Consider the following 25,642-nt stretch of genomic DNA (forward strand, 5'->3'; position numbering starts at 1 on the left):
ATTACGGTTGCCATCTATTATATTTAAGATTTGATGTTTTAGGCAGCTTTTTAACTATTTTATTATTCTTTTGCCATGGAAAAAGCTGAATATTTTTTGGTATCTCATTTACTAAATGATGTAACCAAGCGTGCCAACTTGGCGGAATTTTTGTAGGTTCATTTACATTTTTATAAATAACAAACCTCCTTGGACGCCCTAAATAATCAATATTACGGCTTTCATAATATTGATTCAAAAACTCATCTTCTCCTACTTTTTTGTGAAAAAAAGTAATAAAACACTTATCTATCCACGACATTTTAAAATTTCTATAGCAGTTTCTCTTCCTTGCACTGCAAGTTTATCGGCAGCAATATTACCGCTATTATTTGCATGACCTTTTACCCATTTCCAAATAATAGTATGTTTACTCAATTCTGTGTATAATTTTTGCCATAAATCGGCATTTTTAACGGGTTTATTGTTGCTTTTACACCAATTATTTTTTATCCAATTATGAATCCAAGCGGTAATTCCTTGTTGCAAATATTTACTATCGGTATAAATCTCAACATTACAAGATTTTTTTAAAATCCTCAAGGCTTCAAGTGCTGCCGTAATTTCCATACGATTATTAGTCGTATCTAACTCATACCCAAATACTTCTTTGCTAGTATCATTAAATTGAAGCAAAGCTCCCCACCCTCCGGGACCTGGATTACCCGCACATGCACCATCAGTATATATCAATACTTTTGAATCCATAATATGCATTAACTAGGTTTAGAAGAATTACGAAACTTATCTAACATTATAACATTTGGACTTGAAGATGATGAAGTCTGATAACTTTTATTATTACTTATTGCCTCTTCATGTTGAGGATTTTCATGTATATTTAACGACTGACTAAAAGTGAGACTGTAATTATTATTGGAATCAACAAAGCTAATAAGTGCATCAAAAGGTACGTAAATTATTTCTTTAACACCGTCAAAACTTACCGTTAAAGAAAAGCCCGTATCATTTACTATTAAATTTTCAAACTGATATTGCAGTACTATTGTTATCTGTTTCGGATATGCCTGTTTAACTTTTGAAGGTAAAATTACCGCAGGATTATCGGTTCTGTACGATATGTATATTAACTGATCCCAATATAAATTTTCATGCTGAATTTTTGTTAGAATTTTTTTCACAAATTCTAGCATATATTCATGCACAAATTTTTTATATTCAATATTCATACGAAAAAAATAAATAAAAATAGGTCGACGAAGTTTAATTTGAACAGTTTAAGTCATTGCAAGGAAAAACTGTAAGTTTTGACGAAACAATCTCAGAAGTCCTACTTTATGAGATTGCCACATTCTCTACGTTCGCCTGCAATGACAAGATCAACCGTTTTTATGCAATGCCAATTTTTCAAATTAAACAAGTATAAGTGAGGGTTTTTCTGTTGCCCGGCACACCCTCCAGCCGCGTAGGATTAAGCTGCTAAAGCTAAACGACCTACAGAACGATTATTATCGTTTGCGTTTCTTTGTTTTGACCCATATGGCACAAGCCATCGGCGGAATCATCCCGAGTAAAAGCAATCTTTTTATTAGGCACGTCGATCCTATTTCGCCCCCAAAAAATACTCGATGAACTTCGTATTGTCTACTCTTTAAGAGTTATTACATATTTAAACTTTTCTAAATGACCTAGCGAATAAAGAGAAATTTGAAGGCGACACGGAACAAAGAACCGCAGGGTACACGCAATTAACGTGAGGATTCGAATACCGGATCGACGTACAAATTACCTTTAGGAGCAAGTTATTTAGAAAGTTTTGGTGGAGGCGTCGGGTACTGCCCCCGAGTCCGCAACCTCTATTCTAAATTACGTTTATTACTATAGCTATATTAGCACCAAATATTATGCCTTAATTTGATTAAAATGTAAAGGTCAAATAAGAATTCTAGATTTATATTAAAAATGGACTTATAATAAATGGTTAGAATTCTAAATTAAAAACTTAATTATGCTACCAAATCTTGGAATTATCGCCGGCAGAGGTTCATTACCTTACTTAATAGCAGGTAATTATACAAAGCAAGGCGGTAATTGCTATATCGCAGCAATTAAAGACGAAGCTGATATAGAGCAAATTAAAGATTTTGAATATAAGATTTTAAAAATCGGTATGGTCGGGGAAGCTATAAAATATTTTAAGGAGCATAAGGTAAAAAATATTATTTTTATCGGTGGAGTTAATAGACCAAATTTTAAAAATTTAGCCGTAGATAAAATAGGCGGTTTATTGCTTTTCAAAATAGTTGGGCAAAAAATTCGAGGAGATGATAGTTTGCTAAAAATAGTAGCGGATTTTTTTGAAAGTTACGGTTTCAAGGTAATTTCAAGTAATGAAATATATAAAAATCAACAAGGTAACTCCAATATTATAACCGATACTAACCCTATAAGTTCAGATAAAAATGATATTGAGCTTGGAATAAAATTATTGAATCATCTAAGTGCATTCGATATCGCACAATCGGTTATAGTTGAAAGTGGCTATATACTTGGTATAGAGGCTGCCGAAGGAACGGATAATTTAATAACGAGATGTGCAGATTTACGTAAAAATCCTCATGGAGGAGTATTAGTAAAAATAGCGAAATTAGGTCAAGATAATAGACTAGATATGCCGACGATCGGTCCTAATACTATAAAGAATCTTGCTAAATATAATTACAAAGGGGTAGCGATTCAAAAAAATAACGTAATTATAGTCGAAGAGGAATTAACTATAAAACTCGCTAATGAACATAAAATTTTTATAACAAAATGTTAGCAATAGGTATTACCGGTAGCTATGCATCGGGTAAAACTTTTATGTTGGATTATTTAGCAGAAAAAGGATATAAAACTTTTTGTGCCGATAGATGCATAAAAGAATTATATCAAGATGTAGTTTTGCAAACTCAGATTTTAAAATTACTACCTGAACTTGAGTCGTTCAATATTAGAAAAATCAGTAATTTAATTTACAATAACGACCTAGCTAGAGAAAAACTACAAAATTTTATTTACCCTTTACTAATAGATAAACTCATTTTATTTCAAAAAGAAAATGCTAATTCCAAATTTGGCTTTGCCGAAATACCGCTGCTTTATGAAGCTAAATTTGAGAAATATTTTGATTTTGTCGTAACAATATACTGTTCTGAAGAAAGAAGAATGCAAAGAGCAATAACGAGATCTTCGTTTGATATAGAAATTTATAATAAAATCAAAGAAATTCAACTATCACAAGAGAGCAAAATAGCAAAAGCAGATTTTGCTATAAATAGCGGCGTTGATATGTTAGACTTGGAAAAACAAATAGCGAAACTAATAAAGGATTTGGAATGTCGAGTTTAAGAGAAATAATTTTAGATACCGAGACTACGGGACTTGACCCACAACAAGGTCATCGAATCGTTGAGATCGGTGCTATTGAGATGGTAAATAAGGTATTAACAGGCAGGAATTTTCATTTTTATATTAATCCCGAGCGAGATATGCCGTTTGAGGCTTATAGAATTCATGGCATATCCGGCGAATTTTTAAAAGACAAGCCTCTATTTCATACAATAGCCGATGATTTTTTAGAGTTTATTTCAGATAGCAAACTGATTATTCATAATGCTCCTTTCGATATTAAATTTCTAAATCATGAATTATCATTATTAAAAAGAACCGACATTAAACTCTTGGAACTAGCAAATACTATTGATACTTTAGTAATGGCTAGAAGCATATTTCCAGGCTCAAAATATAATCTTGATGCATTATGTAAAAGATTTAAAGTTGATAATTCAGGTAGGCAGCTTCACGGAGCTTTGAAAGATGCCGCATTACTTGCAGAAGTATATGTAGAGTTAATGGGCGGTAGACAATCCGCTTTTAAAATGGTTGATAAATCTGCCGTAATAAATAATTTAGCAACTAATCAAGTAAATAACAAAACAGAACAAACTACTATTGTTATTAAACCTACAAAAGAAGAGCTGCAAAAACATAAAGAGTTTCTCAGTAGGATTTTAAAAACTGCTTAGTAAAACGTCATTGCGAGGAGAGGCAAAGCCTCGACGTGGCAATCTCAGGAATTTTATATTATTTCATGAGATTGCCACGCTCCTTTTAGTCGCTCGCAATAACGATTATCAATAATCCCCTTATCTATGAAAACAAATTTTCTTGTATTTATAACCTTTACAATACTTATCTCTTTAGGCTTTTGGCAACTTAGTCGTTTAAAAGAAAAGAAATTATTTTTAGCTTCAATGCAAGCTAACCTAACCTCACCTGCAATTAATTTAGCAGAAATTCAAGACGGTTTACCTTATCACAAAGTAAAAATTACCGGTCAATTTTTGCCTAATAAAGACATATATTTATACGGTAGAAGGTCAATGTCGAGTGAAAAAGACGGATATTATTTAGTTACTCCTTTTAAAACCATAGAAGATAAAGTTATTTTAGTAGCACGAGGTTGGTTCAGTAATCGCAATAAAAATATTATCACGCAAGCTACAACCGACCGGCAGCACGAGATTATCGGTGTTACCATGCCATCAGAAAAAACTCGTATCTACTTACCTGCTAATGATATAAAAAATAATGTGTGGCTAACGCTAAATTTAAAAGAAACATCCAAAGTGTTAGGCTTAGATCTTGAGAATTTTTATATTATTGCGGAAGGAAAAGATATTAGCAATCTAGATATTTTATTACCTCTTGCAATAAATCATTTAGCAGCAATCAGAAATGACCATTTAGAATACGCCCTAACTTGGTTTGGACTTGCTATTTCTTTAATCGTAATATATGTAATTTATCGGCGTCGTTATATGGCTGTGGATGTCATCCCGCGAGCTTGTAGCGGGATCCAGAAAAATAATTAAAAAGACTGGACCCCGTGGTCAAGCCACGGGGTAACAGTAGAAAATCGATACATAAATGAGTGACTTACAAAGAGAAGCATCCGATCCTAATTACTCCGTTTGGGTATCGGCATCTGCCGGTACCGGTAAAACCAAAATCCTAACCGATCGATTTTTACGTCTGTTAATAACGGGCGTAGAGCCTTCCAATATTTTATGCCTTACTTTTACTAATGCTGCAGCTATAGAGATGCAAGTAAGGATTAATAGCAGACTTAAATATCTTTCTCTTTGCAACGCCGAGAAACTAGAAGAAGCACTTTTCTTAATGAGCGGCAATAAGCCATCGCCGCAAGACACAGAAAACGCAAAAACTTTATATGATAAAATACTAAATAGCAATAAGCTTTTAAATATCTATACAATACATGCTTTTTGTCAAAAAATCCTTAACACTTTTCCCTCAGAAGCCGGCATAACACCAGAATTTACAATCCTTGAAGAAACTAAATTACAAGATATCTTCCTAAATATCAGAAACGAAATTTACTTAAGCGATGAACATAATGACTTAATGAAAATTTTACTTAACCGATTTCATGAAATAACTCTACAAGATATTTTTACCGAGATAATCGAGCAGCAAATTAAATTCAGAAAGTTATTTATAAATAAGCAAATTCCCAAAGAAATATCTAATAAAAGATTAGCGTTAGGGGAATTAAATAATATTTACGATAAGGTAAAAAACTTATTTGCCGAGTATGATGTGGAGATAGCACCGAAAGAAATTTTTTTTACCAAAGATGGGAAAAAACGAAAAAGCCTTTTATCGAAAGAATTAATAAGGAAATATCCTAAATTATTACTAGAGCTAGAAAAAATTACCTCTGAAATTTACCGATTAGATGAGCTGCGTCGCATAGAAGAGCTAGAATATCATACGAACTTACTTACTAAACTTGCGCATATTATTTTAAAAAAATACGATTCATATAAGGAAGAAAATAATTTACTCGATTACGACGATTTAATTTACTACACCGAGAAATTACTAAATAATAAAACTACTCATAAGTGGTTGCTGCATAAGCTTGAAAGCGAGATAAATCATATTCTTGTCGATGAAGCACAAGACACAAGCCTCTCGCAGTGGAATATTATTACTACTTTAATAACAGAGTTTAATGCTGTAGAGAGGCCAAATAATAGTGTTTTCATAGTCGGCGATGATAAACAATCGATCTTCAGTTTTCAAGGGGCTGATCTTCGTAATTTCAACTTAGTAAATGAGCGACTAAAAGCAAATCTTACAAATGCTAATAAGAAATTCAAAAATATCACCCTTGAATATTCTTATAGATCATGTACAGAGATTTTACAATTTACTTATAATGTTTTAAAAAATATAAAATCCAATTACCCGAGTTTATTCCTTGCGAATAATCCTTTAATATCCTCATTTCGTACACATCAAGGCTCTGTAACGGTTTGGCCATTAGTGACGAGTGAAAAACAAGAAGAGCTTTTTTGGGCACTACCTGAAGATTATGAAAATTCTAAATCTGCTGCCGATTTACTCATAGAAAAAATCGTAAATTTTATAAAAGAACAAATAGAAAGCGAAGAAATTTTACCGTCTACTGCAAACAGAATATCTGAAAAAGATTTCATGATATTAGTCAGAAAGAGAGATGAATTTAGTAATAATCTGATCAAAGAACTTAGCAAAGCTAAGCTTAAAGTTGAGGTAAGCGATAGAATGAACCTTAAAGAAAATCTAACTATAATGGATTTAATTTCATTAGCTAAATTTGTGTTACTACCTGATGATGATTTAAATCTTGCCGGTTTACTAAAATCACCGATTATTGGAATAAGCGAGCAGCAATTATACAAACTTCTTGTAAATAAACGTGAGAATAGCTTATGGGATATACTCCCTTCACATGAGGAGATATATAATAAGTTAGATTCTCTAATTGAAATTTATAAAACATCGATTGTTGAGAACTTCTTTGATTTAGTGGTACATAATCTAAATTTACGAGAGCTTTACGATGATGATAGTGATGATATGATAAATGAGCTATTAACATTAAGCAAAAACTATGCAAATGATATAGATAATTCACTGCAAGGATTCGTTGCTTGGTTTGAGAATAACGATATCTATATTAAACGTGATATAGAGCATTCAGACAAAATAAGAGTAATGACCGTCCACGGCTCTAAAGGGCTTGAAACTCCTATTGTTATATTATGCGATTCTACTACTTTACCGATAAGCAGCAATAAATTTATTTGGGATGATAAAGGAGAAATGTTTTTCTCTGCTAATGCTGCCGATACTCCTGAGTTTTTGCAAGAGCTGAAAGAAGCTGAAAAATTAAAAGATTTGCAAGAATATATAAGACTACTCTACGTTGCAATGACAAGAGCTAAAGACAGGCTGATTATATGCGGTTTTAGTAATAAATCTACCACTCCTAAAAATTGCTGGTATGAAATAGCCAAACAAACTTGCGATCAATCTCTCAATTAGTAGCTGCTATATTAAATATAATAGACTATTAAGACGCACATATATTTAAATAGCGTCTTATGTTAAAAATTTTAGAAAGTTTCTTTAAAAATAAAGCAAGCATTAAAATAGAAAGGTTAAACAATTACCATCCCTGCATTATGCTTATGAAAAAGGTCATAAGGAATAATACTTAAATTTTTTTCTTTTAAGGCTTGTTTATACTTTGTTATTTTAGAAATAACAACTACAACAAGAAAAATAAAAATACTTATTAACAGGGGATATAAGATATTTAACTGATCAAACATCATTAATTTCACAGAATTTAGTTAGATACTACATAATAGTAGTAACATTTATTTGAATTTCAACTTAAATATTTTTTATTTCAATTTAACTCCTATATCTTAAATTTAAATCATTTATAGATATTGTCATAAGAAAATTAATAAGATTTTTATTGAAACCGCTACTTCTAAAATAGATAGCATAATAATTTATGCATTATGATAATAATCATGCCTTAATAAATCAGATTTAAGAATACCACAATTATATTCATATGAATCTAAATAAGCTTGTAATTCATGAACATTTTGTTCTATTTTTTCATAATTATATTTATATGAGTTTTGGAATTTTTCAACTAATTTACCTTTATTAACAACTTTTTTATAAGAATCTTCTTTAAAAAACCCATCTTTTTGTTCTTCACTACGAAAGTAATCCTTAAATTCACTATGTTTTTTCGGTCAATTAGAGATAAATTCTGCAAATTTTTCTAATTGAATATTGGTAATTAGAGTAAATACCAAACCTATATTTTCTTTATCTTGGTTAACTCTTGAAACTTCATGCACTATTGTATCTTTTTGTCCAATTTCAATAACATTATTAGATAAAATAACTAAATCTTTTTTATTAACCTCTTGCTTTTCAGATTCCTTTAGTTTTATATTCAGTATTGCCTCTTCTAATGCCTCTTTACTAAATAATTTTTTAAATGCAGCAAGCCACGGACCAAAAGCTGTACTTTCTAACTTTTTAAAATATTCTTTTAACTTCATAACTAATTTCCTTGTTTATATTTTCTTAGTTTAATTTACTAGTACTAGTCGGAAGTAATCAAGTTATAGAGCTAAGAAAAATTAATACTTTTGTAAAAATTATATATAGCGTAAAAATTGAAAAACAGTGTTAAAATGCTTAAAATAATTTGACTATTTTAGAAAATTTTAATAAAATCTATTAATAAACTCAATCGATAATACAAAATATGAAAACAGCTTTTATCTTCCCCGGTCAAGGATTGCAATTGATCGGCATGGGAAAAGATTTTTATGATAATTTTAAACCCGCCAAAGAAACTTTTCAAATCGTTGATGAAGTACTAAACCGAAAACTCACTGATATAATTTTTAATGGACCTTCTGAAGAACTTACCTTAACCACTAACGCACAACCGGCATTAATGGCAGTATCTATGGCAATAATAAATATTATCAAAGCTGAAACCGGTAAAAGTTTGGATAGTCTTTGCGATTATGCTGCCGGTCATTCGCTAGGTGAATATAGTGCTTTATGTAGCACCGAAAGTATTAACCTTGAGACAGCAGCAAAACTACTGCATATACGTAGTACATCTATGCAGGAAGCATGTCCTGAAGGTGAGGGAAGCATGGCGGCTTGTATCAATATTCCGCTTCAAAAACTTGAAGAAATATTAGAAGAGATCAACAAAATAAATTTATGCCAAATTGCCAACGATAACATCGAAGGACAAATAGTTATTAGCGGCAAGACCACAGCTATAGATCATGCTATTAGTATAATTAAAGATTTAGGTTATAAAGCGATAAAGCTGAAAGTCAGTGCTCCATTTCATTGTAGCTTAATGAAGCCGGCAGAAGAAAAAATGCGAGTAGCTCTTGATAAAGCTGTAATTAATAAACCTCTGATACCGATAATCCAAAATTATACCGCAAAACCTACTCTAGATCCTACAGAAATCAAACAAAATTTAATGCTTCAGATATGCGGGCGAGTTAGATGGCGTGAAACTTTAGAACTATTTCACAAATTAGAAATCGCGCATATAGTAGAAATAGGGGTAGGAAGCGTACTAACAAATATGCTCCGGAAAATTAATTATCCATATAAGTTAAGTAATATAAGTAATTTAGAAGAACTACAGCATTGTTTAGATAACATTAGTCAATAACTGTCTCTAATAACTTCTGATTCATAAAGTTTTTAAATTAACTTAATATTAATTATATGCAAATTAGTTTTAGTTTTTTTAAGCAATTGCTAGAATTATTCACTAGTGATTGGCAGAGCTATTTAGACAAGGTAATAGAGGATTTTATTTAGCCTTAACAGATACTAATGATACATTTTTAAAAGAAGAATGTTATATTGCTCTTATCCAAAAAGACATTAAAGAAGGTGAATATACATGGTATGTTGCTCCTTTTAATAAAATAGATCATGCAAGTTTATTACTTACCAATATTCTCATATATTAGAGCTTAATCAAAATACGGTAAAAGCAGTAAAAAATATGCTGCGAAATAACTTCAAAGATATATATAATCCGAAAATTTATATTATTGCTAATTATGAAGAACCTATAATTAAAAACTATACAATAATAGATAAAATAGCCGAAGGTAAAGTTATTACCTTTGAAGATTTAAATATTAAATATGTAGATCACACGGATGAAGAGTTAAAATATATAGGTGATATAGTAAATGATATTAGAAAACTAGACAGCAAGTTAGTAGCAGATATTCCAATATCATCAATTTTATTTTGTAGATTTTCTTATTACTCAGTGTACAATCATTTTTATGGCTGCATATTTTGAAGAATTAAACAATTTTCATCAAAATTTAGATAACCTCAATTTTTCCGTTACAAAAATATATTCCCGAATACCAACCAAAAGACTATAAGAGTTTTGTCAATCTTAAAGCAATAACTTGGAATAGATTTTTAGTTAAATATCAGAAATTATTTGAGAACATTCAGAACATATTATTTAGCATCTGTAGTGATAGTGAGAATTTTGGAACATTGTTAATTTCAGACTCTTATAATCTTAGCTTAAACAAGCGAATCGAAATTATAGAGTACTTAATAGATAAATATAAAAATGATACTAAAGCTATTTATTACATAACCCAACAACTTTTTGATATTTGTGATGATAACACGGATATTAAAACTCTCGAAGCCAAGGCTAAACACTTTTACAAATATATTGAATATTTCCGTAGTTGGGATGATTTACCTAGTTATTGGTATATGGACTTTAAAGGGCTATCCGGATGTGATAAGGAAGCTTTGATTATGGGCAATTCTGTAAAGCCGGAAAATATATTTAGTTAGAAAAATTATAAAATAATTCTAGAAACTTTGCTTATTAGATGATATAAAGTAAAGCCATAACTGGAGAGATGGCCGAGTGGCCGAAGGCGGCGGTTTGCTAAACCGTTATATGGGTCATACCGTATCGAGGGTTCGAATCCCTCTCTCTCCGCCAGTCTGGACAGTTAGCCAATTCTTGTAGTTGATCGAATGGAAAAGCCAAGGAGTAATCAAGATTTCCGAATTTCAAATTTAGGTTCGTAAGTACACATTATCGCCTTATTGCCTTGGTTTAACAAGGATTTTAGCTCTTAATACAAACCTACTCATATGTTCTATGCTATTCATATGTTAGTTTATGATAGACTTTTCTCTAATATTTTCTGTTACTTATAAGTTATTTTCTACAAATTTCACCAATTTTAGTCATTTTTTTTCTAACAATATGTACACTATACAAACTAGGGGCTATTCCTCGTAAAATAAGGGATTGGAGGACTTTTTGTAAAAATTTTTTTTAATAGAATTAATTGTTTATACCAAAATTTTTCAGTTTTTGTGTATAAAAATTGCACCTATTACCAGAATTGAGTGTTAAATAAAGCTCAAGGGTTGGGTCGGAAATATAAAGATTTCAACGTTTCTTCTTTATTACTACAGTCTGTGCTACCATTATTACACATGGTACATCCTAATTTTACTTTATCATTTGCTACTAAATCTTTTAATTGTGTTACTTCCTCTAAGGTAGCCAATTTTATATCACTTATGTTGCGAAAACCATCTATTACTTCATTAAATATATTATTTACGCCTTACGAAACTATCCTTCTTATATCATTTATATCTTCATTAGTACGCCAAGAAACATAAGGTAAACTACTATCGTATTTGTGACACAAACCCCAACACCAACCTTGTACTCCTTCTGTATTTCCAAGTGTTGATTTATATAATTCATATCATTTATAAATAATTTTTGTTCTTTCATTTTTTACTTAATTCTTGTAGTGCTATCTAAGTATAAGATTTCCGGCATATATTTATGTTTCAGCCAAATCTCAAGGCTACCGATAATATAAAGGTTATTTTTAGCTCTGCTAATACCGACGTTTAAAACGTTTGGCTTTTGCGTCATTATATTTCGTGCACCTTTATCAAGAGGATGCTGAGCTTCTAGTAGTATTATTACCGTATCGTTTTCTGTGCCTTGAAATGCATGAATAGTGGCGATATTTTTATATCCAAATGCTTGAATTGTTTTCTCATATCTTGAATCGTCATATATTTCATTCACTTTTCTACGAATAGATTGCTGTAATCTTTATACATTATAATAATGTCAATTTGTTTGAGCACATCATCCCCATTTTTCTCTTTTAATACTTGGTTTTAATAACTCTAGCAATTTTTGAAATTCGGCTTCCGATTCATATTTATAACGTTGAACCTTATTATCTTTTATATCTATCCATTTTGAAGTACCTAAAATCGTTCTAATATCAGAGTTACAGTCAGAGGTAGCAAAAATCATTTTGTCACCGTAAGCTATTTGTTACATATTTTAAACATCAGATTTTGGCATCTTCTATGCACTCATAAAGGGACACTAACCGTAACATCATCTATTTTTGTTTGATATAAAGAATTACGGTCAGCTAGGTTTTGCAATGAAACTTCCGAAGGTGACCACTCAGGATATGAAACCTTAAAATGTTCACATAATTTGTGCATTAAATCTTGCTTTAATATAGAAATAGGATCTGTTTGCAGCGGATCACCGACTACTACGACTTTTTTCGATTTTGTAAATAGCACTAGCTGCGTATTTTGGCGGTATCTGCCCTGCTTCATCAATAAATCACCAAGGAATTTCATTATGTTCGGATGTTGCCAACATTTTATCGAATGAGTAAAAAGTTGTAGACACAACAGGTATGACCATACAGAAATTTTGCCAAGCAATTTTGTCAGTTAAAAATTTTCTTGCCAATTTTTCCAAAATAAATCTTCTTCAAAATCCTTAATATTGCAATATTTATCTTTGAAACTTACGATAGCCAAGCTTATATCGTCGTTAAGCTGTTTTATTTCTTCTACAGAAGCTTCAATTTTCTTAATTGCAGCTTTAATATTCTTAATATCAGTTTTTATCCGGTCAATTTCTTCTGAAGATTTATTTTTTAGCTTAATTAAATCCCTTTTTTGCTCATAGCAAGAATTGTATTTTGCGGTTTTAAAAAATGCATGAATTTTTTCAAAAAAAACCAAATTTAATAATTTTATTTCACAATCAATTTCAAGTATTTTAGAGCTTTTATAATCAAGCTCTAATTCTAACTCATTTTACTCTTCTTTTTTTCTACATATATCACTCCTAAATCCTCTTCCTTAATTAACTCTCTTTTCTTTTTATTAAATTCAATAACTGATGCAATATTTTCATAAATTTCATGAATTTCACTGTATAAATTGTTAAAACCAGCACACGCTTCTTTCCATTCATTATTAATTTCATCTATAGAATTACAATATTCAGGTTTAAAATGTGCAGGGGCTTTATCTTTACATTTATTATTAACTAGCAGATTAAGATATTACAGCATTGTATGTTTTTCATCATTCTTATCATCGTTTTCTTCTTCATCTTTATATTTCCAAAACTTATTTGAAAATCTCTTTTTATTTCCATGATTAACGAGCACCGCAGCAAATATACCCCTATCTTTCTCTTTTTCCTCTTTCAATAAAAGTTATTTAAAATAACTTAAACTTTATTATATAGCTTATCTATTTTACTATATAACGATATTTCTTTAGATATATTTTCAACGGCATTGTTATTAGATGATGCAACAACCATACCGTAAGTTTGTAATTCCGATTTTAAAGAATTAACATGATAATCAAAATTTGGTGTATGTAAGGAAGATTTTTTATTTTGAAACCCCTCCTTAGGATCTTCTAAAGTTGTTAAATATGAAGCACGATCTACATAGATATTTGCTATAAGATCAAAAAGTATAGTGGTTTCCTGTACCAGGTAGACCATTAACAGCAAAAAGCTTTCCTGACAAGAGGGTCATACCAAATTAATCGCAACAGCTTGCAGTACCGCAAGAGAGTGACTCGGCGATGAACACCAACGCGTCGGTTGCATCATAAATGGAGATAACAGTTCTTGTAGACTTTCTTGATGCTTTAAAACATCTATGGAATCCGGCTTATCTTCTTTACCGAGATATTTGGCAATTGCTGATTCCGAGTCAAATGTTTCTATATTACTTCGTACAAAATCTAATGGTCTTAGAAAAAAACTATTAAACATTTCTAAGGAAGGAGCAGCAAAATTATAAATTACCGGTTTATCTTTTTTCTTTTTATGCGAGGTAACTCTTCTTAAGCATATTTCAGAGCGGCTAAATAAATATTTTTTGTCAATTTCTAACTTCTGCACTACAAGATCAATCATAAGATTAATCATTTTTAAATCTAGAGTTTTAACTCAAGAATCTTGCTTTTTATCCTTAAAATATATCTATCACTTTCTAAAATACTTCCTCTATTAGGCTGTTATTATTATCTACAAAATTTGGTAAATCTTTTAATTCTTTTTCTTGGAACTCATCTCTCATGATTCTAACGAGAGCATAAGCAGCAGTAGAGATAACCATCAATCCTTCAATATATTTACCGTTTTCATCTATAGTTAAACCAGCAATAGGTGTTTGTCGGTTGCTCTTGCTTATCTTGATGGTTATTATAATCATTTAAAAACTCTTGATCTAATTTAGTTATAGTTTGGATTTTCTTTTTATCTAGTTTATCATTTATTAAATAACTAACATGTCCGCCTGCTACATCTATAAGCTTAGAGTTTTTTAATAATTTTTGCAAAGGTAAAATGGAAAATTTAGATACTATTTGATCATCTTCTGCTGCTACTATATATACAGGACAATGAATTAAACTCGGATCAATAATAAAATTATTCGATTTTCCATTTAAGATTTATAAACATATTTTCATCTAATATATTTTGTATAATTTGATTATAAACCTCCTTAGATATACTATTACCTGACATAAGCCAATTCTCTATTCTCAATGCTAATTCTTGCTCCTTATCGGAAGTTATAGAGAAAAATTTTTTTAATTTAGCATTGAAATAATCAGGGAATAAAAGAAAAAATAAAATTTGAATATGAATTTTAGGAATTATCGGTAAATTGTCTATGCCACTATCTAGTTTTAAATATCGATTCAACATTCTTATATAGAAAAAATGAGAAAAATCCCACGAGCAGGTAAGTAAAGTCAGAGTTTTGATAAATTTAGGCATAAGTACGTTTGTAGCTATCGCAAGGTTACCGCCGATACAATGACCTATTAAATTAATGTCTTTAATTTTCAAATTATCTATTACTTCGATTATTTTATGCACATAGTCGTCTAGTAAATATTTAGGTTCCTCAATCTCTAGCCAATCTATTAAATAAACTTCACCGTAGCTTCTCAAATTTTCAATAAAACTTTTGTCACGAGCTAAAAAAAATATTTCCAGTGAGTTGAAGATAGAGAGGATGATTAGGAAAGTTTTGATGTCATCCTGACTTCTTTCTATGTCATTCCTGACTTCCCCTTTGTCATTCTCACAAAAGCGGGCATCCATTTTTAATTTATTTTTACTGAAACCTCTGGACAAACCACGGGATAACGCCGAGTAATACAACACCCTATAATGCTCTGTTTGCATTACTATTTTACCTGATTTTAAATATTAATTACCTAAATTATGTGTCTTTGTATAATTATTATAAAGGTCAAAATATTCCTGTATTTTATTACTATCTAGCATTGAGAGTATCTAGTAATTCTTGACAAAAGGCTAAATATATTGTATAAGTTCAGCACCTTCAGAATGTAATAACAAGTATATAGGCTCTAAAGTTTTAGGGGAAATCTCTTTTCATAAAATCTTGAAGTGCTTAAGTTTTTTTTTTGTCCTTAGGGATTTATAATGCTAAGTACCTCATCACGATCGTTTAAAAACAAATTCAGAGCGGCATTTTGGCCTGTGCATAATTACGAACTCGGAAAGTTTATTCCGATGAGTACCTTAATGTTTTGTATTTTATTTAATCAAAATGTTTTACGCATCTTAAAAGATAGTATTTTAATCTCCGAGATTAGTGCAGAAATAGCAGGTTTTGCTAAAGTTTATTGCGTTACGCCTGCCGCTGCTTTATTCGTGATTATTTATGCTAAAATGATTAATTATCTTACTTTTGAAAAGATCTTTTATTATTTAAGTGCATTTTTTATCAGCTTTTTTGTTCTATTCACTTTTGTAATCTATCCTAATATTCATATTTTTCATGTACATCCCGATAATCTAGCTGACTGGATGGAACGTTATCCTCATTTTAAGTGGTACATCTCATTAGTAGGTAATTGGGGTTATATAGTATATTATAGTCTTGCCGAGCTTTGGCCTAATATTTTTTACGTATTATTATTTTGGCAGTTTGCTAATGAACTTACTACTACCGAAGAAGCAAAAAGATTTTATACTCTCTTTTCGCTATTCGGCAACTCTTCCTTAATATTAGTCGGCTTTTTAATGATGAATCTATCATCGGAAGATACTATTATTAAGAAGTTTATGAGTATTTCGGATAGTAAAATCACTTTAGTTCAAGTATCCACGACAATTGTGGCAATTGTTGCTATTATTTGTTGTTTGTTAGTTAGATTTATTAGCAAGAACGTTTTTACTAATCCGTTATTTTATGCTAAAGCAAAAAGCGGTCGCTCAACTTCAGAACGTATGGGGCTAATTAAAAGCTTTAAATATATTGCGAAATCAAAATATTTATGGCTACTTTTAATTTGTTCGGCAGCTTTCGGATTTGCTATTAACTTAGTCGAAGCCGTATGGAAAGCAAAAATTAAGGAATTATATCCGACTGTAAATACCTATGCTGAATTTAACAGTCTGTATATACTTTGGACAGGCGTGGCAATAATGGTTATGACCATCATCGGTAATAACATTATGCGTATGCACAACTGGTTTGTAGCAGCAGTGATTTCACCGGTTATAATAATGGTGACCGGCATTTTGTTCTTTGTACTTATCGTATTTGACCAACAAATTTTATCATTATTTGATGGAGCAATTTTAATGTCACCTCTGGCTCTTGCCGTTTCAATCGGTGGTATTCAAAATATTTTAGCTAAAGGTACTAAATATTCTATATGGGATACTTCAAGAGAAATGTTATATATCCCTCTTGATGAGGAGCTTAAAACTAAAGGCAAAGCTGCGGTTGACGTGATAAGTGCAAAAGTCGGCAAATCCTCTAGCGGTCTTGTGCAATCTATTATTTTTACTTTAGTTCCAACCGCTACTTTTACCTTAATCTCACCAATTCTAATGTTGGTATTTACTTTCGTATGCTTAGCGTGGATTTATGCAGTAAGAAAAATATATTTTGAATATCAAAAAATAGCATAAAATAAATTATTGTCATCCCGCGACTTGACCACGGGATCTAAGAATACAAGTCTGTGACCAAGATACCGTGGTCAAGCCACGGTATGACACCGAACGCGTTTTGTGATCCACGCGGGTAATGCCCTTTTTAGCTAGGAACCTTACAGCATAAAACTATCGATGTTACTATGAATCAATTTCACTCTTTATAAAATTATGAGGCTGAGGTTAATCCTTAAGTTTAATAGTAATAACTTTGCCTGCTAGAGAGTTCGGATATCTGTTCTTATTAATTGAATCTGGATATTTATTATAGGGCAATAATTTATATTTAACAAGCAGGATGGTTAATTGTCATAAACTTTTCTATCATTCTAGTAACGGAACGTTCTAGCTCAATATCTAATTTTGAATCATCAGAAAAGTTAAACCATTTAAGTTCATTTGATTCGTTATTTTTTATAAAATTATCATTATTTACTGTTTTTAGTAAAAATCGTACATCATAGTGATAATGAGCAGGCTCCTTATGAGTTCGCGGAATATAATGGATGTCTATATCAAAAATCTCCTTATTTATCGTTTTGATTTCATTGATTCCGGATTCTTCTATAGCTTCTTTAACCGCTACATTTAATATATTACTATCTCCATCACAATGACCGCCTGGTTGAAGCCACTTATCAAGCTTTTTATGGTGCATCAATAAAAATTTAGTTTTATCATTATTAAGTAAAAAAGCCGAAGCAGTGAAATGTCCTATTTGTAAATCGCAGCTAAAAGGGTTTGCATATTCATTTAAAAATTCAAGCATTTTTGTTTTTGTAACAATTTCTTCAGGATATGTACTACTGTAATTTTGTAGTTTAATATGTAATTCATTCATAATGATAATTTTTTATGTATAGGGCTTTGATATTTAACTCAAATTTCTCTGCTAAGTCAAATGAAATTATATTGTCCATGTTTCATGGTAATTATCATTGACAATTAGTTAATGTTTAGTTATATATCGCATAACTAAAATTTAATATTAACTAATTAGGTTTATTTTTATGCTTAACAAAATAGTCGAATTATTTAGAAGTGATGATACCAACCCCTTGGTATGGTAAGCTTGCAGTAGTAAGAGCATGTGCTGTTGGAATTTATGTGATAGCAGGTGATTTACTTAAATCTCCGGCTTTTCTTCTCAAATGTGGTGCCGATATAGTAGCCACAATGGGAGCAATGCTAGCATATGAGCATTATACAGACGCAACTTCGCAAGAAAGTCCGATGATAGGAAATGAAGCACAAGCTGCAATATAATAATAAAATATTTTTAACGAATTTAGAGGACACACCGACTCTCAATTCGTATTCATTGACCATTCAAACCGTTTTTTAGTCTAATTTTGACTTGTTTTAAAGAACGAGGAGTTGCGTCCGTAACTTCAATTTCAATATTTTCTGAAATATCTATTCTAGTACCGATAGCCGGAACACTACTGACTCTAGTCAATACTAATCCACCTATCGTATCAAACTCATCATAATCATTGTGTAGCTTTTCTCCTATTATTTCTTCTAGCACTTCTACTTCAACACGTGCATTTGAAATAATTGTTGAGTTATTAATAACCTTGAAATTATCGCTATCTAATTGCTGATCATGCTCATCATCTATTCGTCCTACTATTTCTTCTATAAGATCTTCAATAGTAACTAAACCGTCAGTACCGCCATACTCATCAACAACTATTGCAATATGTGTTCTCTCACGACGCATTTTTGCTAGCAAATCTAATAATTTCATAGAAGGAGCTGCAATTATATGCTTACGTATAAGCTTTTTTAAACGACCGTTTTGCTTTGTAGCCAATGCTTTAAATAAATCCTTGATATGAATGAACCCTACTACATTATCCAAAGTACCATCATATATAAGAGTTCGTGTATGTGGGACTTCTAACTTAATAGACTCACTTAATTCTTCTAGATTCGTAGTTAATTTTATTGCCGCAATATCGGAACGCGGTACCATTATATCTTCAATAGTTTTATCTTCTAGCTCCAATAAATTAGCTAAAATATTACGCTCGTCTAAAGTCATTTTTTGGCTATTAATTTTAAGGCGTTTTATGACACCAAAAAAATTATCGGGCGTTTTTGTTTTTCTAAAAAAATTTTTTATCGGAGAGAATAATTTTCGTACAGTAAAAATTAACTTATTATTTTGATTTTTTTTACTAGAATCTTCTTTTTTTGAAGATTTTAACATAAATTTTTTTATTTAGTTAATAAGGGGGGAAAATACCGAAATATGATAATATTTCAATTTCTAGATTTTCCATAATATTTGCTTCTGTGTCATTTTGATGATCAAAACCAATTAAGTGTAAAATACTATGTATTAAAAGATGAATAAAATGATTCTCAAAAGTTTTGTGCTGCTCGCACGATTCATTATATATTACCTCATAACAAAATGCTATATCACCTAAATGCATATAATCAGAGTCACCTAAAAATTCAAGTTTAGAATATAAATCCTGCCAATTTAATTCGTTGCTTGGAAAAGAAAGAACGTTAGTAGCTTTTTCTATATTACGAAATTGTTTGTTTAAGATCAATATTTCTGCAGCATTTGTTAGTAAAATTGATAATTCAAATTGTTTTATTTTACTAAAATTATCAAACCGCAATAAAATATTTTGAGTTATTTTTTTGATTAAACTCTTATTTATCTGCTTATGCTCACGCCATTTGTTGTAGTGTCTTACAATTTCTACGTTTATCATTGTACCAAATATTGAATAAATAGTCGTTATAGACTTAGCTGTAACTTAAGAGCATATTTTAAAAGCTGTATATCTTCATTAGAGATAACGTTAATTTTAGATTTTAATCTTAATTTGCTTACTGTCATTATTCGATCAGTCATGGCTTTACCTTTTTTGCTACCTATCATTACGTAGGCTTCACAAGGATAGCATTGATCGATGTTACTAGTTAAAGGTATTACTTGTACACGATTTAATGAAGCATTTGAGTCATTATTGCCGGTCTTACCTTAGCGACTTTCCACCTAACAAAGGATTCAAGTCGACCACCATACCTCAGCTCTTTTCATAAAAATCGCGTTCTATTAACCCTTCTACCCACTCATTGGCCTTCTCCTCAGCTTTTGTATCTTGAGCCATGGCTTTGTAAGCGGCTCCAAGCTTCCCATTAATTACATAAGGTTTTACACAAGTTGCTCAATAAATTTGCTAATTTTATGTTCACCTATTACAGAATAAAGCCTATAATAAACCGCTTCATCTATAGTAATTGTCAATTTCTTCTGCATAAAATACTCGTATACACGTGTGTTACACATATGATATCATATATATAAATTAATCAACATAAGGATTATTTACTTTAGTAAACAAAGATAATAGCTATGAAAACTGACCACACAGGCAATAAGCATGATATTTTAAGACACCAGTTTTTGTTGGTAATTCTCTTTTAATTTTTGAAAATCCTCATCGGCATGGTATGAAGAACGGGTTAGCGGGCTTGCCGAAACCATCAAGAATCCTTTTGTTTTTGCTAGTCGCTCTAGATATTTAAACTCTTCCGGCGTAACATATTTTGCGACCTCAGCATGATTTTTGGTAGGCTGCAGATACTGCCCGATAGTTAGGAAATCAACCTTTGCTTCTCTTAAATCATCTATAACCTGTACTACTTCATTTATTTCTTCCCCAAGTCCTACCATCATACCGGATTTTGTAAAAATTTCAGGAGATAATTTTTTAATATTATGAAGTAAGCTTAAAGAATTATAATATCTAGCCCCCGGTCTAATCGTTTTGTATAAAGACGGTACTGTTTCGACATTATGGTTAAAAACGTCAGGTTTTGCGTTTGCTATTATTTCAGCTGCTCCTTCTTTTCTTAAAAAATCGGGTGTTAGAATCTCAATAGTAGTATTTGGCGATGATTTTCGGATTTCGCTAATACACTCCGCAAAATGTGACGCTCCGCCATCCTCAAGATCATCACGATCGACGGAAGTAATTACTACATGCTTAAGATTTAGCTTTTGTACCGCCTCCGCTAACCTTTGCGGTTCATACGGATCAAGTAAATCCGGTCTACCCGTTTTAACGTTACAAAACCTACAAGCTCTAGTACAAACCGAACCTAAAATCATCACAGTTGTATGTTTTTTTGACCAGCACTCACCAATATTAGGACAAGCAGCTTCCTCGCACACAGTATTTAATCTCAGATTCTTTATTAAATCTTTTGTATTATAGTACTCTGTAGAATTAGGAGCTTTTACTTTTATCCAATCAGGTCGTTTATTTAAATTAGCCATAAAACGGAAATAATTCAATTAATTTTGTCACTTCATTTAATACTTGCTGCTCAAGAGCGCTATTATCTTCATTATTTTTTAAGCCGTCTAAAATATCTGCTACCATATGACCGACTAATACAAAATCCTTTTCTTTAAAGCCTCTAGTAGTACATGCGGGAGTACCAAGGCGAATGCCTGAAGTGATAAAAGGCGAAGTTTCATCAAACGGGATAGCATTCTTATTACACGTAATCCCTGCTCTATCCAAAGAATTTGCGGCAAGCTTACCAGTGATTCCGTCTTTACGCAAATCCACTAAAACAATATGATTATCGGTACCACCTGTTAATATATCATATCCTCTTTCTTGCAAGCTACTTGCTAAAGCTTTAGCGTTACTTATTACCTGCTGAATATAACTTTTATATTCAGGCTGCAAATTTTCTAAAAAAGCTACGGCTTTTGCAGCTATTATATGCATTAACGGACCACCTTGTAGTCCTGGAAATAATGCAGAATTTATTTTGTGACCTATCTCTTCATCGTTAGATAAAATTAAACCACCTCTTGGACCTCTAAGTGTTTTATGAGTAGTAGAGGTAACAGCGTGAGCATAAGGAATAGGGCTTTGATGCTCACCTGTGGCAACAAGTCCTGCAATATGAGCAATATCTGCCATAAAGTAAGCTCCTACTTTATCCACGATTTCTCTAAATTTTGCAAAATCAATATTACGAGGATAAGCAGAAAAACCGGCTATAAGTAATTTTGGTTTATGCAAATCCGCTAAGCGTTCAATCTCATCATAATCGATTAAATAAGTCTCTTTATTTACGCTATAAGAAACGGCGTTAAACCATTTACCAGACATATTAGGCGCTGCACCGTGAGTTAGATGCCCGCCGCTATCTAAGGACATACCAAGAACCGTATCACCCGGCTGTAATAAAGCAAGATATACAGCCTGATTTGCTTGTGATCCTGAATGAGGTTGGACATTTGCATATTTGCAGTTAAAGAGTTTTTTTACTCGTTCTATAGCTAAATTTTCAGCTTTATCTACTTCCTCGCAACCGTTATAGAATCGCTTACTTGGGTATCCTTCGGCATATTTGTTAGTCAGAAGCGCCCCTTGAGCTTCAAGCACAGCAGGACTTACGAAATTTTCTGATGCAATAAGCTCGATTACACTACTTTGACGTAGCTTTTCATGTTTTATTATTTCATTAATCTCTTTATCCGTTTCGTGTAAATTATTATTAAAAATATTCATTCATCCTCATATTTTTTTGGTTTTGTTGTGTGGATATCTAATCATCATTGCGAGGAAAAATTGAAAATTTTGACGAAGCAATCTCATACCAAAATCCTGAGATTGCCACGCAGCCTACGGCTGCTCGCAATGACGGTTATTTATAAAATTAATCGCAATCTCAAGCCCCCGTCCATCTATTGAATGAGCAAGAGACGTTAATTTATGTCCGCTATGCTCTATATGCAGCTTAGATAAATAGTTTGAAGCATTATACATCTCGCTAACACCGACCACCTCATCTAATTCCCCATGAATCAAGCATATAGGAGTAAGCTTATTATTAACTTCCATAGGTGGAATTAATGCACCCGCAAAACCTATAGTACAGAAAAACGGCTCTTTTTGAACTAGCGTTAAATATAATCCTATCATCGTACCTTGAGAAAAGCCAATAATGATAGTATCTTTATTGGTTAGATTTAACTCGTCCTGCTTTTGCTTTATTATATCTTCAACCTTAGAAATATTATTTGCAATTAGCTTTGCCATAATATGCGGGCTGCGGTCTTGCAAACTAAACCATTGTCTACCATAAGGCATCATATCATAAGCCTCAATACCATGCGGGGAAATAAAATGACAATTGGGTAAATAATTTTTGATATAAGGCACAAGTCCTATTAAATCATGTCCGTCCGAGCCGACACCGTGCAGTAATACTACTAGCTTCTTCGGCGGCTGCTCTTTACTTTCTACTTCGGGGTATTCTAAATATTTGCTCATGTTTTTATATGTTTATGTACTTAAAATATTAAGGTTGAGTAGTAGTGAAGGTCAATTTCAAAAAGAGCAAGGAGTCTGCAAGGCGAGGAGCGGAACGTATACTGAATACGTGAACACCGCAGCACTTACTAGACGAATACGCCAATTTTTGAAATTCACCGAGTATACGCTTTCAACATCTTCTCAAGTTCTCCACTTTGATATAACTCTCTAGCAATATCACACCCGCCGACTAATTCTCCGTTAATGTATAATTGTGGGAATGTCGGCCAGTCGCTAAATTTTTTTAAATCTTCACGTAATTCAGCATCAAAAAGTACATTAATATCACGAAATTCTACACCTAATTTATTCAAAATAGCTACTACGGTTCCTGAAAACCCGCATGCAGGCGACTTTTTAATACCTTTCATGAACAATACTACTTTATTATTTTTTATCTCATTTTCTATAAATTTAAAATTTTTATTTTCTAGCATTTTAAGACTCAATAATTTATCTTCTAAAATACACTTTCTATAGCAATATATGCAAGCACAAATAGTGAATAAAATTTTTGAGATTTTTAGCAAGAATAATCCAAATCCGAAAACCGAATTAATATATAAGAATGATTTTACCTTATTAGTAGCGGTAATATTATCTGCTCAAGCCACCGATATATCAGTAAATTTAGCAACTAAATCTTTATTTAAAACTTATGATACACCAGAAAAAATTTTAGCACTCGGCGAAGAAGGACTTAAAAAATATATAAAATCTATAGGACTATTTAACAGCAAAGCAAAAAATATTATCGCATTATGTAAAATATTGATAAGCAATTATCAAGCTTCAGTACCGAATGATTTTAAGGCATTAATTAAACTACCGGGCGTTGGCAGAAAAACTGCTAATGTTGTACTAAATTGCTTATTCGGCATGCCTACAATGGCAGTTGATACGCATGTCTTTAGAGTAGCCAACAGAATCGGGCTTGCTAAAGGCGGTACTCCTGAAATAGTAGAAAAAGAGCTACTGCAGATTATCGATAAAAAATGGCTAACGCATGCCCATCACTGGCTAATTCTGCACGGCAGATATATATGCAAAGCTAGAAAACCCGATTGCGACATCTGCCCTATTAAAGAGTATTGCGATTATTATTTTAACCTTAAATAATGAGTTATAGTAAATCTTATAAATTACCAATTATTTCTGAATAATATTCATGTTCTATAGAATTAGGTTTAGGATCAAGTGTTGCTAATGTTTCTAAATGACAAGTAACGAACGATGCACCTTTTACCTTGCCCCCTGCATAGATACGGATGTTTGCAAAACCAAGCGAATTCTCCTTCAATTTGTGCACTAGTTAATTCATGTAATATATTACCGTTTTTATCATAAAGACTAAATAAAGTTTAGTCATTATCCTCAATAAGTTTTATAGGGGTTTGTTTATTATCTAAATTTTCTTGCTGATGTCCTATATATATTTTATCTAAAACTCCTTTTTTCTCATATTCTTTAAGAATTATTTGTGTCATTTCTTTTACCGGTACAGTAATCATATATGCTTTTTTATTAGAATAAATATCTTTGGCACAGGCGGCAATAAAACTATGAAGTTTAACTACAAGATTTTTATGTTTTATAATAAAAGGTTTTTCTTGATATATTGGAAGTCTTGCTATACCAGAATGCGAAATAAAGCTTGCATTTTGAGAAGTCAGCATGGTTATAAACATCTCTATAGATGAAATATCACGCGAATCATATTTTATTGGAAACAAAGGCTACATAATACATAGGTTAAGCCTTGATCATGATAATCTAAGCTAGCGGAAAAGGCATACTTCCCCTTAAAACTTTTTATCACCAGATCATTACCTTGATAAGAACTTTGAAAGCTACTCTGCTTACCCAAAAAATCTTGCCAAGCAGACATATTCGCTCCGTTGACTTTTACCATATAAAAATGTAAATC

Annotated in this window: 35 protein-coding genes, 1 tRNA gene, 1 other RNA gene and 1 pseudogene; 13 read left to right on the forward strand and 25 right to left on the reverse strand. The window is 31.6% G+C overall.

Going from position 1 to position 25,642, the window contains the following annotated elements:
- Position 1: 1 nt before the first annotated feature.
- From BTU51_RS06325 to ssrA, 4 genes are all read right to left on the reverse strand, one after another.
- Positions 2–301 (reverse strand): NADH-ubiquinone oxidoreductase subunit NDUFA12 family protein, encoded by a 300-nt coding sequence (locus BTU51_RS06325; protein ID WP_004997578.1) that lies wholly within the window; start codon positions 299–301, stop codon positions 2–4.
- On the reverse strand, positions 289–756 hold the full coding sequence (rnhA, locus tag BTU51_RS06330; RefSeq protein WP_012262569.1) for a ribonuclease HI: 468 nt from the start codon (positions 754–756) through the stop codon (positions 289–291). The genes BTU51_RS06325 and rnhA overlap by 13 nt, the downstream gene beginning before the upstream one ends.
- Positions 756–1,229 (reverse strand): SspB family protein, encoded by a 474-nt coding sequence (locus BTU51_RS06335; protein WP_012151238.1) that lies wholly within the window; start codon positions 1,227–1,229, stop codon positions 756–758. The genes rnhA and BTU51_RS06335 overlap by 1 nt, the downstream gene beginning before the upstream one ends.
- A 196-nt stretch (positions 1,230–1,425) precedes the next feature.
- Positions 1,426–1,934, reverse strand: a transfer-messenger RNA (tmRNA) gene (gene ssrA, locus BTU51_RS06340).
- 74 nt (positions 1,935–2,008) lie between these two features.
- Here ssrA and BTU51_RS06345 point away from each other — a divergent pair.
- The 5 genes from BTU51_RS06345 (at position 2,009) to BTU51_RS06365 (ending at position 7,440) form a co-directional block, all read left to right on the forward strand.
- On the forward strand, positions 2,009–2,821 hold the full coding sequence (locus BTU51_RS06345; protein ID WP_012151239.1) for an LpxI family protein: 813 nt from the start codon (positions 2,009–2,011) through the stop codon (positions 2,819–2,821).
- On the forward strand, positions 2,815–3,390 hold the full coding sequence (coaE, locus tag BTU51_RS06350) for a dephospho-CoA kinase (RefSeq protein WP_012151240.1): 576 nt from the start codon (positions 2,815–2,817) through the stop codon (positions 3,388–3,390). The genes BTU51_RS06345 and coaE overlap by 7 nt, the downstream gene beginning before the upstream one ends.
- Positions 3,378–4,067 carry a DNA polymerase III subunit epsilon gene (gene dnaQ, locus BTU51_RS06355; protein ID WP_012151241.1) on the forward strand — a complete coding sequence of 230 codons (690 nt, stop codon included), beginning with the start codon at positions 3,378–3,380 and terminating at the stop codon, positions 4,065–4,067. Before coaE ends, dnaQ begins: the two co-directional genes overlap by 13 nt.
- Before the next feature lie 126 nt (positions 4,068–4,193).
- Positions 4,194–4,916: an SURF1 family protein gene (locus BTU51_RS06360; protein WP_012151242.1), complete on the forward strand. Its 723-nt coding sequence runs from the start codon at positions 4,194–4,196 to the stop codon at positions 4,914–4,916.
- A 55-nt stretch (positions 4,917–4,971) separates the two neighbouring features.
- A complete protein-coding gene (locus BTU51_RS06365) occupies positions 4,972–7,440 on the forward strand; it encodes a UvrD-helicase domain-containing protein (protein ID WP_012262570.1) in 2,469 nt (822 codons plus the stop codon).
- A 734-nt stretch (positions 7,441–8,174) separates the two neighbouring features.
- Here BTU51_RS06365 and BTU51_RS06370 read toward each other — a convergent pair.
- Entirely contained in the window at positions 8,175–8,489 is a 315-nt protein-coding gene (locus BTU51_RS06370) for a hypothetical protein (protein ID WP_012151245.1), read from the reverse strand.
- A 209-nt stretch (positions 8,490–8,698) separates the two neighbouring features.
- On the opposite strand from BTU51_RS06370, the gene fabD reads away from it, so the two are divergent.
- From fabD to BTU51_RS06400, 5 genes are all read left to right on the forward strand, one after another.
- Positions 8,699–9,643, forward strand: a complete 945-nt coding sequence (fabD, locus tag BTU51_RS06375) for an ACP S-malonyltransferase (protein WP_012151246.1) — start codon at positions 8,699–8,701, stop codon at positions 9,641–9,643.
- Positions 9,644–9,752: 109 nt separating this feature from the next.
- Positions 9,753–9,950: a hypothetical protein gene (locus BTU51_RS06380; RefSeq protein ID WP_012151247.1), complete on the forward strand. Its 198-nt coding sequence runs from the start codon at positions 9,753–9,755 to the stop codon at positions 9,948–9,950.
- Between the two features lie 35 nt (positions 9,951–9,985).
- On the forward strand, positions 9,986–10,294 hold the full coding sequence (locus BTU51_RS06385) for a hypothetical protein (RefSeq protein WP_012151248.1): 309 nt from the start codon (positions 9,986–9,988) through the stop codon (positions 10,292–10,294).
- A 209-nt stretch (positions 10,295–10,503) separates the two neighbouring features.
- On the forward strand, positions 10,504–10,818 hold the full coding sequence (locus tag BTU51_RS06395) for a hypothetical protein (protein WP_012151249.1): 315 nt from the start codon (positions 10,504–10,506) through the stop codon (positions 10,816–10,818).
- Between the two features lie 62 nt (positions 10,819–10,880).
- Positions 10,881–10,972 (forward strand) — tRNA-Ser (locus BTU51_RS06400).
- Positions 10,973–11,791: 819 nt separating this feature from the next.
- On the opposite strand, the gene BTU51_RS06410 is transcribed toward BTU51_RS06400, so the two are convergent.
- The 10 genes from BTU51_RS06410 to BTU51_RS06430 all read right to left on the reverse strand — a co-directional run bounded on the left by BTU51_RS06410 (position 11,792) and on the right by BTU51_RS06430 (position 15,469).
- On the reverse strand, positions 11,792–12,094 hold the full coding sequence (locus BTU51_RS06410) for an AAA domain-containing protein (protein ID WP_230453745.1): 303 nt from the start codon (positions 12,092–12,094) through the stop codon (positions 11,792–11,794).
- Between the two features lie 63 nt (positions 12,095–12,157).
- The gene (locus BTU51_RS08705; protein ID WP_162839891.1) at positions 12,158–12,331 is read right to left on the reverse strand and encodes a hypothetical protein; all 174 of its coding nucleotides are present in this window, start codon (positions 12,329–12,331) and stop codon (positions 12,158–12,160) included.
- Positions 12,332–12,393: 62 nt separating this feature from the next.
- Complete coding sequence (locus tag BTU51_RS06415; RefSeq protein ID WP_230453549.1) at positions 12,394–12,675, reverse strand: hypothetical protein; 282 nt, start codon at positions 12,673–12,675, stop codon at positions 12,394–12,396.
- A gap of 96 nt (positions 12,676–12,771) precedes the next feature.
- Entirely contained in the window at positions 12,772–13,068 is a 297-nt protein-coding gene (locus BTU51_RS06420) for a hypothetical protein (protein WP_012262572.1), read from the reverse strand.
- A 326-nt stretch (positions 13,069–13,394) separates the two neighbouring features.
- The gene (locus BTU51_RS08710; protein ID WP_012151252.1) at positions 13,395–13,544 is read right to left on the reverse strand and encodes a hypothetical protein; all 150 of its coding nucleotides are present in this window, start codon (positions 13,542–13,544) and stop codon (positions 13,395–13,397) included.
- 20 nt (positions 13,545–13,564) lie between these two features.
- Positions 13,565–13,849: a hypothetical protein gene (locus BTU51_RS09515; RefSeq protein WP_230453550.1), complete on the reverse strand. Its 285-nt coding sequence runs from the start codon at positions 13,847–13,849 to the stop codon at positions 13,565–13,567.
- A gap of 30 nt (positions 13,850–13,879) precedes the next feature.
- On the reverse strand, positions 13,880–14,281 hold the full coding sequence (locus BTU51_RS09520) for a hypothetical protein (RefSeq protein ID WP_042442168.1): 402 nt from the start codon (positions 14,279–14,281) through the stop codon (positions 13,880–13,882).
- A 64-nt stretch (positions 14,282–14,345) separates the two neighbouring features.
- Positions 14,346–14,567 (reverse strand): hypothetical protein, encoded by a 222-nt coding sequence (locus BTU51_RS08360; protein WP_041472558.1) that lies wholly within the window; start codon positions 14,565–14,567, stop codon positions 14,346–14,348.
- Complete coding sequence (locus BTU51_RS08910) at positions 14,497–14,694, reverse strand: hypothetical protein (protein WP_012151254.1); 198 nt, start codon at positions 14,692–14,694, stop codon at positions 14,497–14,499. Before BTU51_RS08910 ends, BTU51_RS08360 begins: the two co-directional genes overlap by 71 nt.
- A gap of 91 nt (positions 14,695–14,785) precedes the next feature.
- A complete protein-coding gene (locus BTU51_RS06430; RefSeq protein ID WP_014362496.1) occupies positions 14,786–15,469 on the reverse strand; it encodes an alpha/beta hydrolase in 684 nt (227 codons plus the stop codon).
- 348 nt (positions 15,470–15,817) lie between these two features.
- Here BTU51_RS06430 and tlc5 point away from each other — a divergent pair, with 348 nt between their 5' ends.
- A complete protein-coding gene (tlc5, locus tag BTU51_RS06440; protein ID WP_012262574.1) occupies positions 15,818–17,317 on the forward strand; it encodes a GTP/GDP exchange transporter Tlc5 in 1,500 nt (499 codons plus the stop codon).
- A gap of 310 nt (positions 17,318–17,627) precedes the next feature.
- On the opposite strand, the gene BTU51_RS06445 is transcribed toward tlc5, so the two are convergent.
- On the reverse strand, positions 17,628–18,059 hold the full coding sequence (locus tag BTU51_RS06445; protein WP_080582450.1) for an NUDIX hydrolase: 432 nt from the start codon (positions 18,057–18,059) through the stop codon (positions 17,628–17,630).
- A gap of 326 nt (positions 18,060–18,385) precedes the next feature.
- Here BTU51_RS06445 and BTU51_RS06450 point away from each other — a divergent pair, with 326 nt between their 5' ends.
- A complete protein-coding gene (locus BTU51_RS06450) occupies positions 18,386–18,607 on the forward strand; it encodes a hypothetical protein (protein WP_012151258.1) in 222 nt (73 codons plus the stop codon).
- A 52-nt stretch (positions 18,608–18,659) separates the two neighbouring features.
- On the opposite strand, the gene tlyC is transcribed toward BTU51_RS06450, so the two are convergent.
- The 7 genes and pseudogenes from tlyC to grxD all read right to left on the reverse strand — a co-directional run bounded on the left by tlyC (position 18,660) and on the right by grxD (position 24,152).
- A complete protein-coding gene (gene tlyC / locus BTU51_RS06455) occupies positions 18,660–19,559 on the reverse strand; it encodes a hemolysin C (RefSeq protein ID WP_012151259.1) in 900 nt (299 codons plus the stop codon).
- A 16-nt stretch (positions 19,560–19,575) separates the two neighbouring features.
- Positions 19,576–20,079 (reverse strand): rRNA maturation RNase YbeY, encoded by a 504-nt coding sequence (ybeY, locus tag BTU51_RS06460; RefSeq protein ID WP_012262576.1) that lies wholly within the window; start codon positions 20,077–20,079, stop codon positions 19,576–19,578.
- A gap of 26 nt (positions 20,080–20,105) precedes the next feature.
- A pseudogene (locus BTU51_RS06465) lies at positions 20,106–20,327 on the reverse strand (type II toxin-antitoxin system PemK/MazF family toxin); the annotation flags it as partial.
- A 435-nt stretch (positions 20,328–20,762) separates the two neighbouring features.
- Entirely contained in the window at positions 20,763–21,653 is an 891-nt protein-coding gene (lipA, locus tag BTU51_RS06470) for a lipoyl synthase (RefSeq protein ID WP_012151263.1), read from the reverse strand.
- The gene (gene glyA / locus BTU51_RS06475; RefSeq protein ID WP_012151264.1) at positions 21,646–22,908 is read right to left on the reverse strand and encodes a serine hydroxymethyltransferase; all 1,263 of its coding nucleotides are present in this window, start codon (positions 22,906–22,908) and stop codon (positions 21,646–21,648) included. The genes lipA and glyA overlap by 8 nt, the downstream gene beginning before the upstream one ends.
- A 114-nt stretch (positions 22,909–23,022) precedes the next feature.
- On the reverse strand, positions 23,023–23,673 hold the full coding sequence (locus BTU51_RS06480; RefSeq protein WP_012151265.1) for an alpha/beta hydrolase family protein: 651 nt from the start codon (positions 23,671–23,673) through the stop codon (positions 23,023–23,025).
- Between the two features lie 155 nt (positions 23,674–23,828).
- Positions 23,829–24,152 carry a Grx4 family monothiol glutaredoxin gene (gene grxD / locus BTU51_RS06485; RefSeq protein WP_012151266.1) on the reverse strand — a complete coding sequence of 108 codons (324 nt, stop codon included), beginning with the start codon at positions 24,150–24,152 and terminating at the stop codon, positions 23,829–23,831.
- Between the two features lie 49 nt (positions 24,153–24,201).
- Between grxD and nth the strand changes: the two genes are divergently transcribed.
- Positions 24,202–24,834, forward strand: coding sequence for an endonuclease III (gene nth / locus BTU51_RS06490; protein WP_012262578.1), 633 nt, complete (start codon positions 24,202–24,204; stop codon positions 24,832–24,834).
- Between the two features lie 16 nt (positions 24,835–24,850).
- Here the strand turns inward: nth and BTU51_RS08370 are convergent, their stop codons facing one another.
- Together BTU51_RS08370 and BTU51_RS06495 are read right to left on the reverse strand one after the other, a co-directional pair.
- Positions 24,851–25,024, reverse strand: a complete 174-nt coding sequence (locus BTU51_RS08370; protein WP_012262579.1) for a hypothetical protein — start codon at positions 25,022–25,024, stop codon at positions 24,851–24,853.
- Between the two features lie 52 nt (positions 25,025–25,076).
- The gene (locus tag BTU51_RS06495) at positions 25,077–25,448 is read right to left on the reverse strand and encodes a hypothetical protein (protein ID WP_012151269.1); all 372 of its coding nucleotides are present in this window, start codon (positions 25,446–25,448) and stop codon (positions 25,077–25,079) included.
- Between the last annotated feature and the right edge of the window lie 194 nt (positions 25,449–25,642).

It is taken from the genome of Rickettsia rickettsii, assembly GCF_001951015.1.
GTDB classification, from domain to species: domain Bacteria; phylum Pseudomonadota; class Alphaproteobacteria; order Rickettsiales; family Rickettsiaceae; genus Rickettsia; species Rickettsia rickettsii.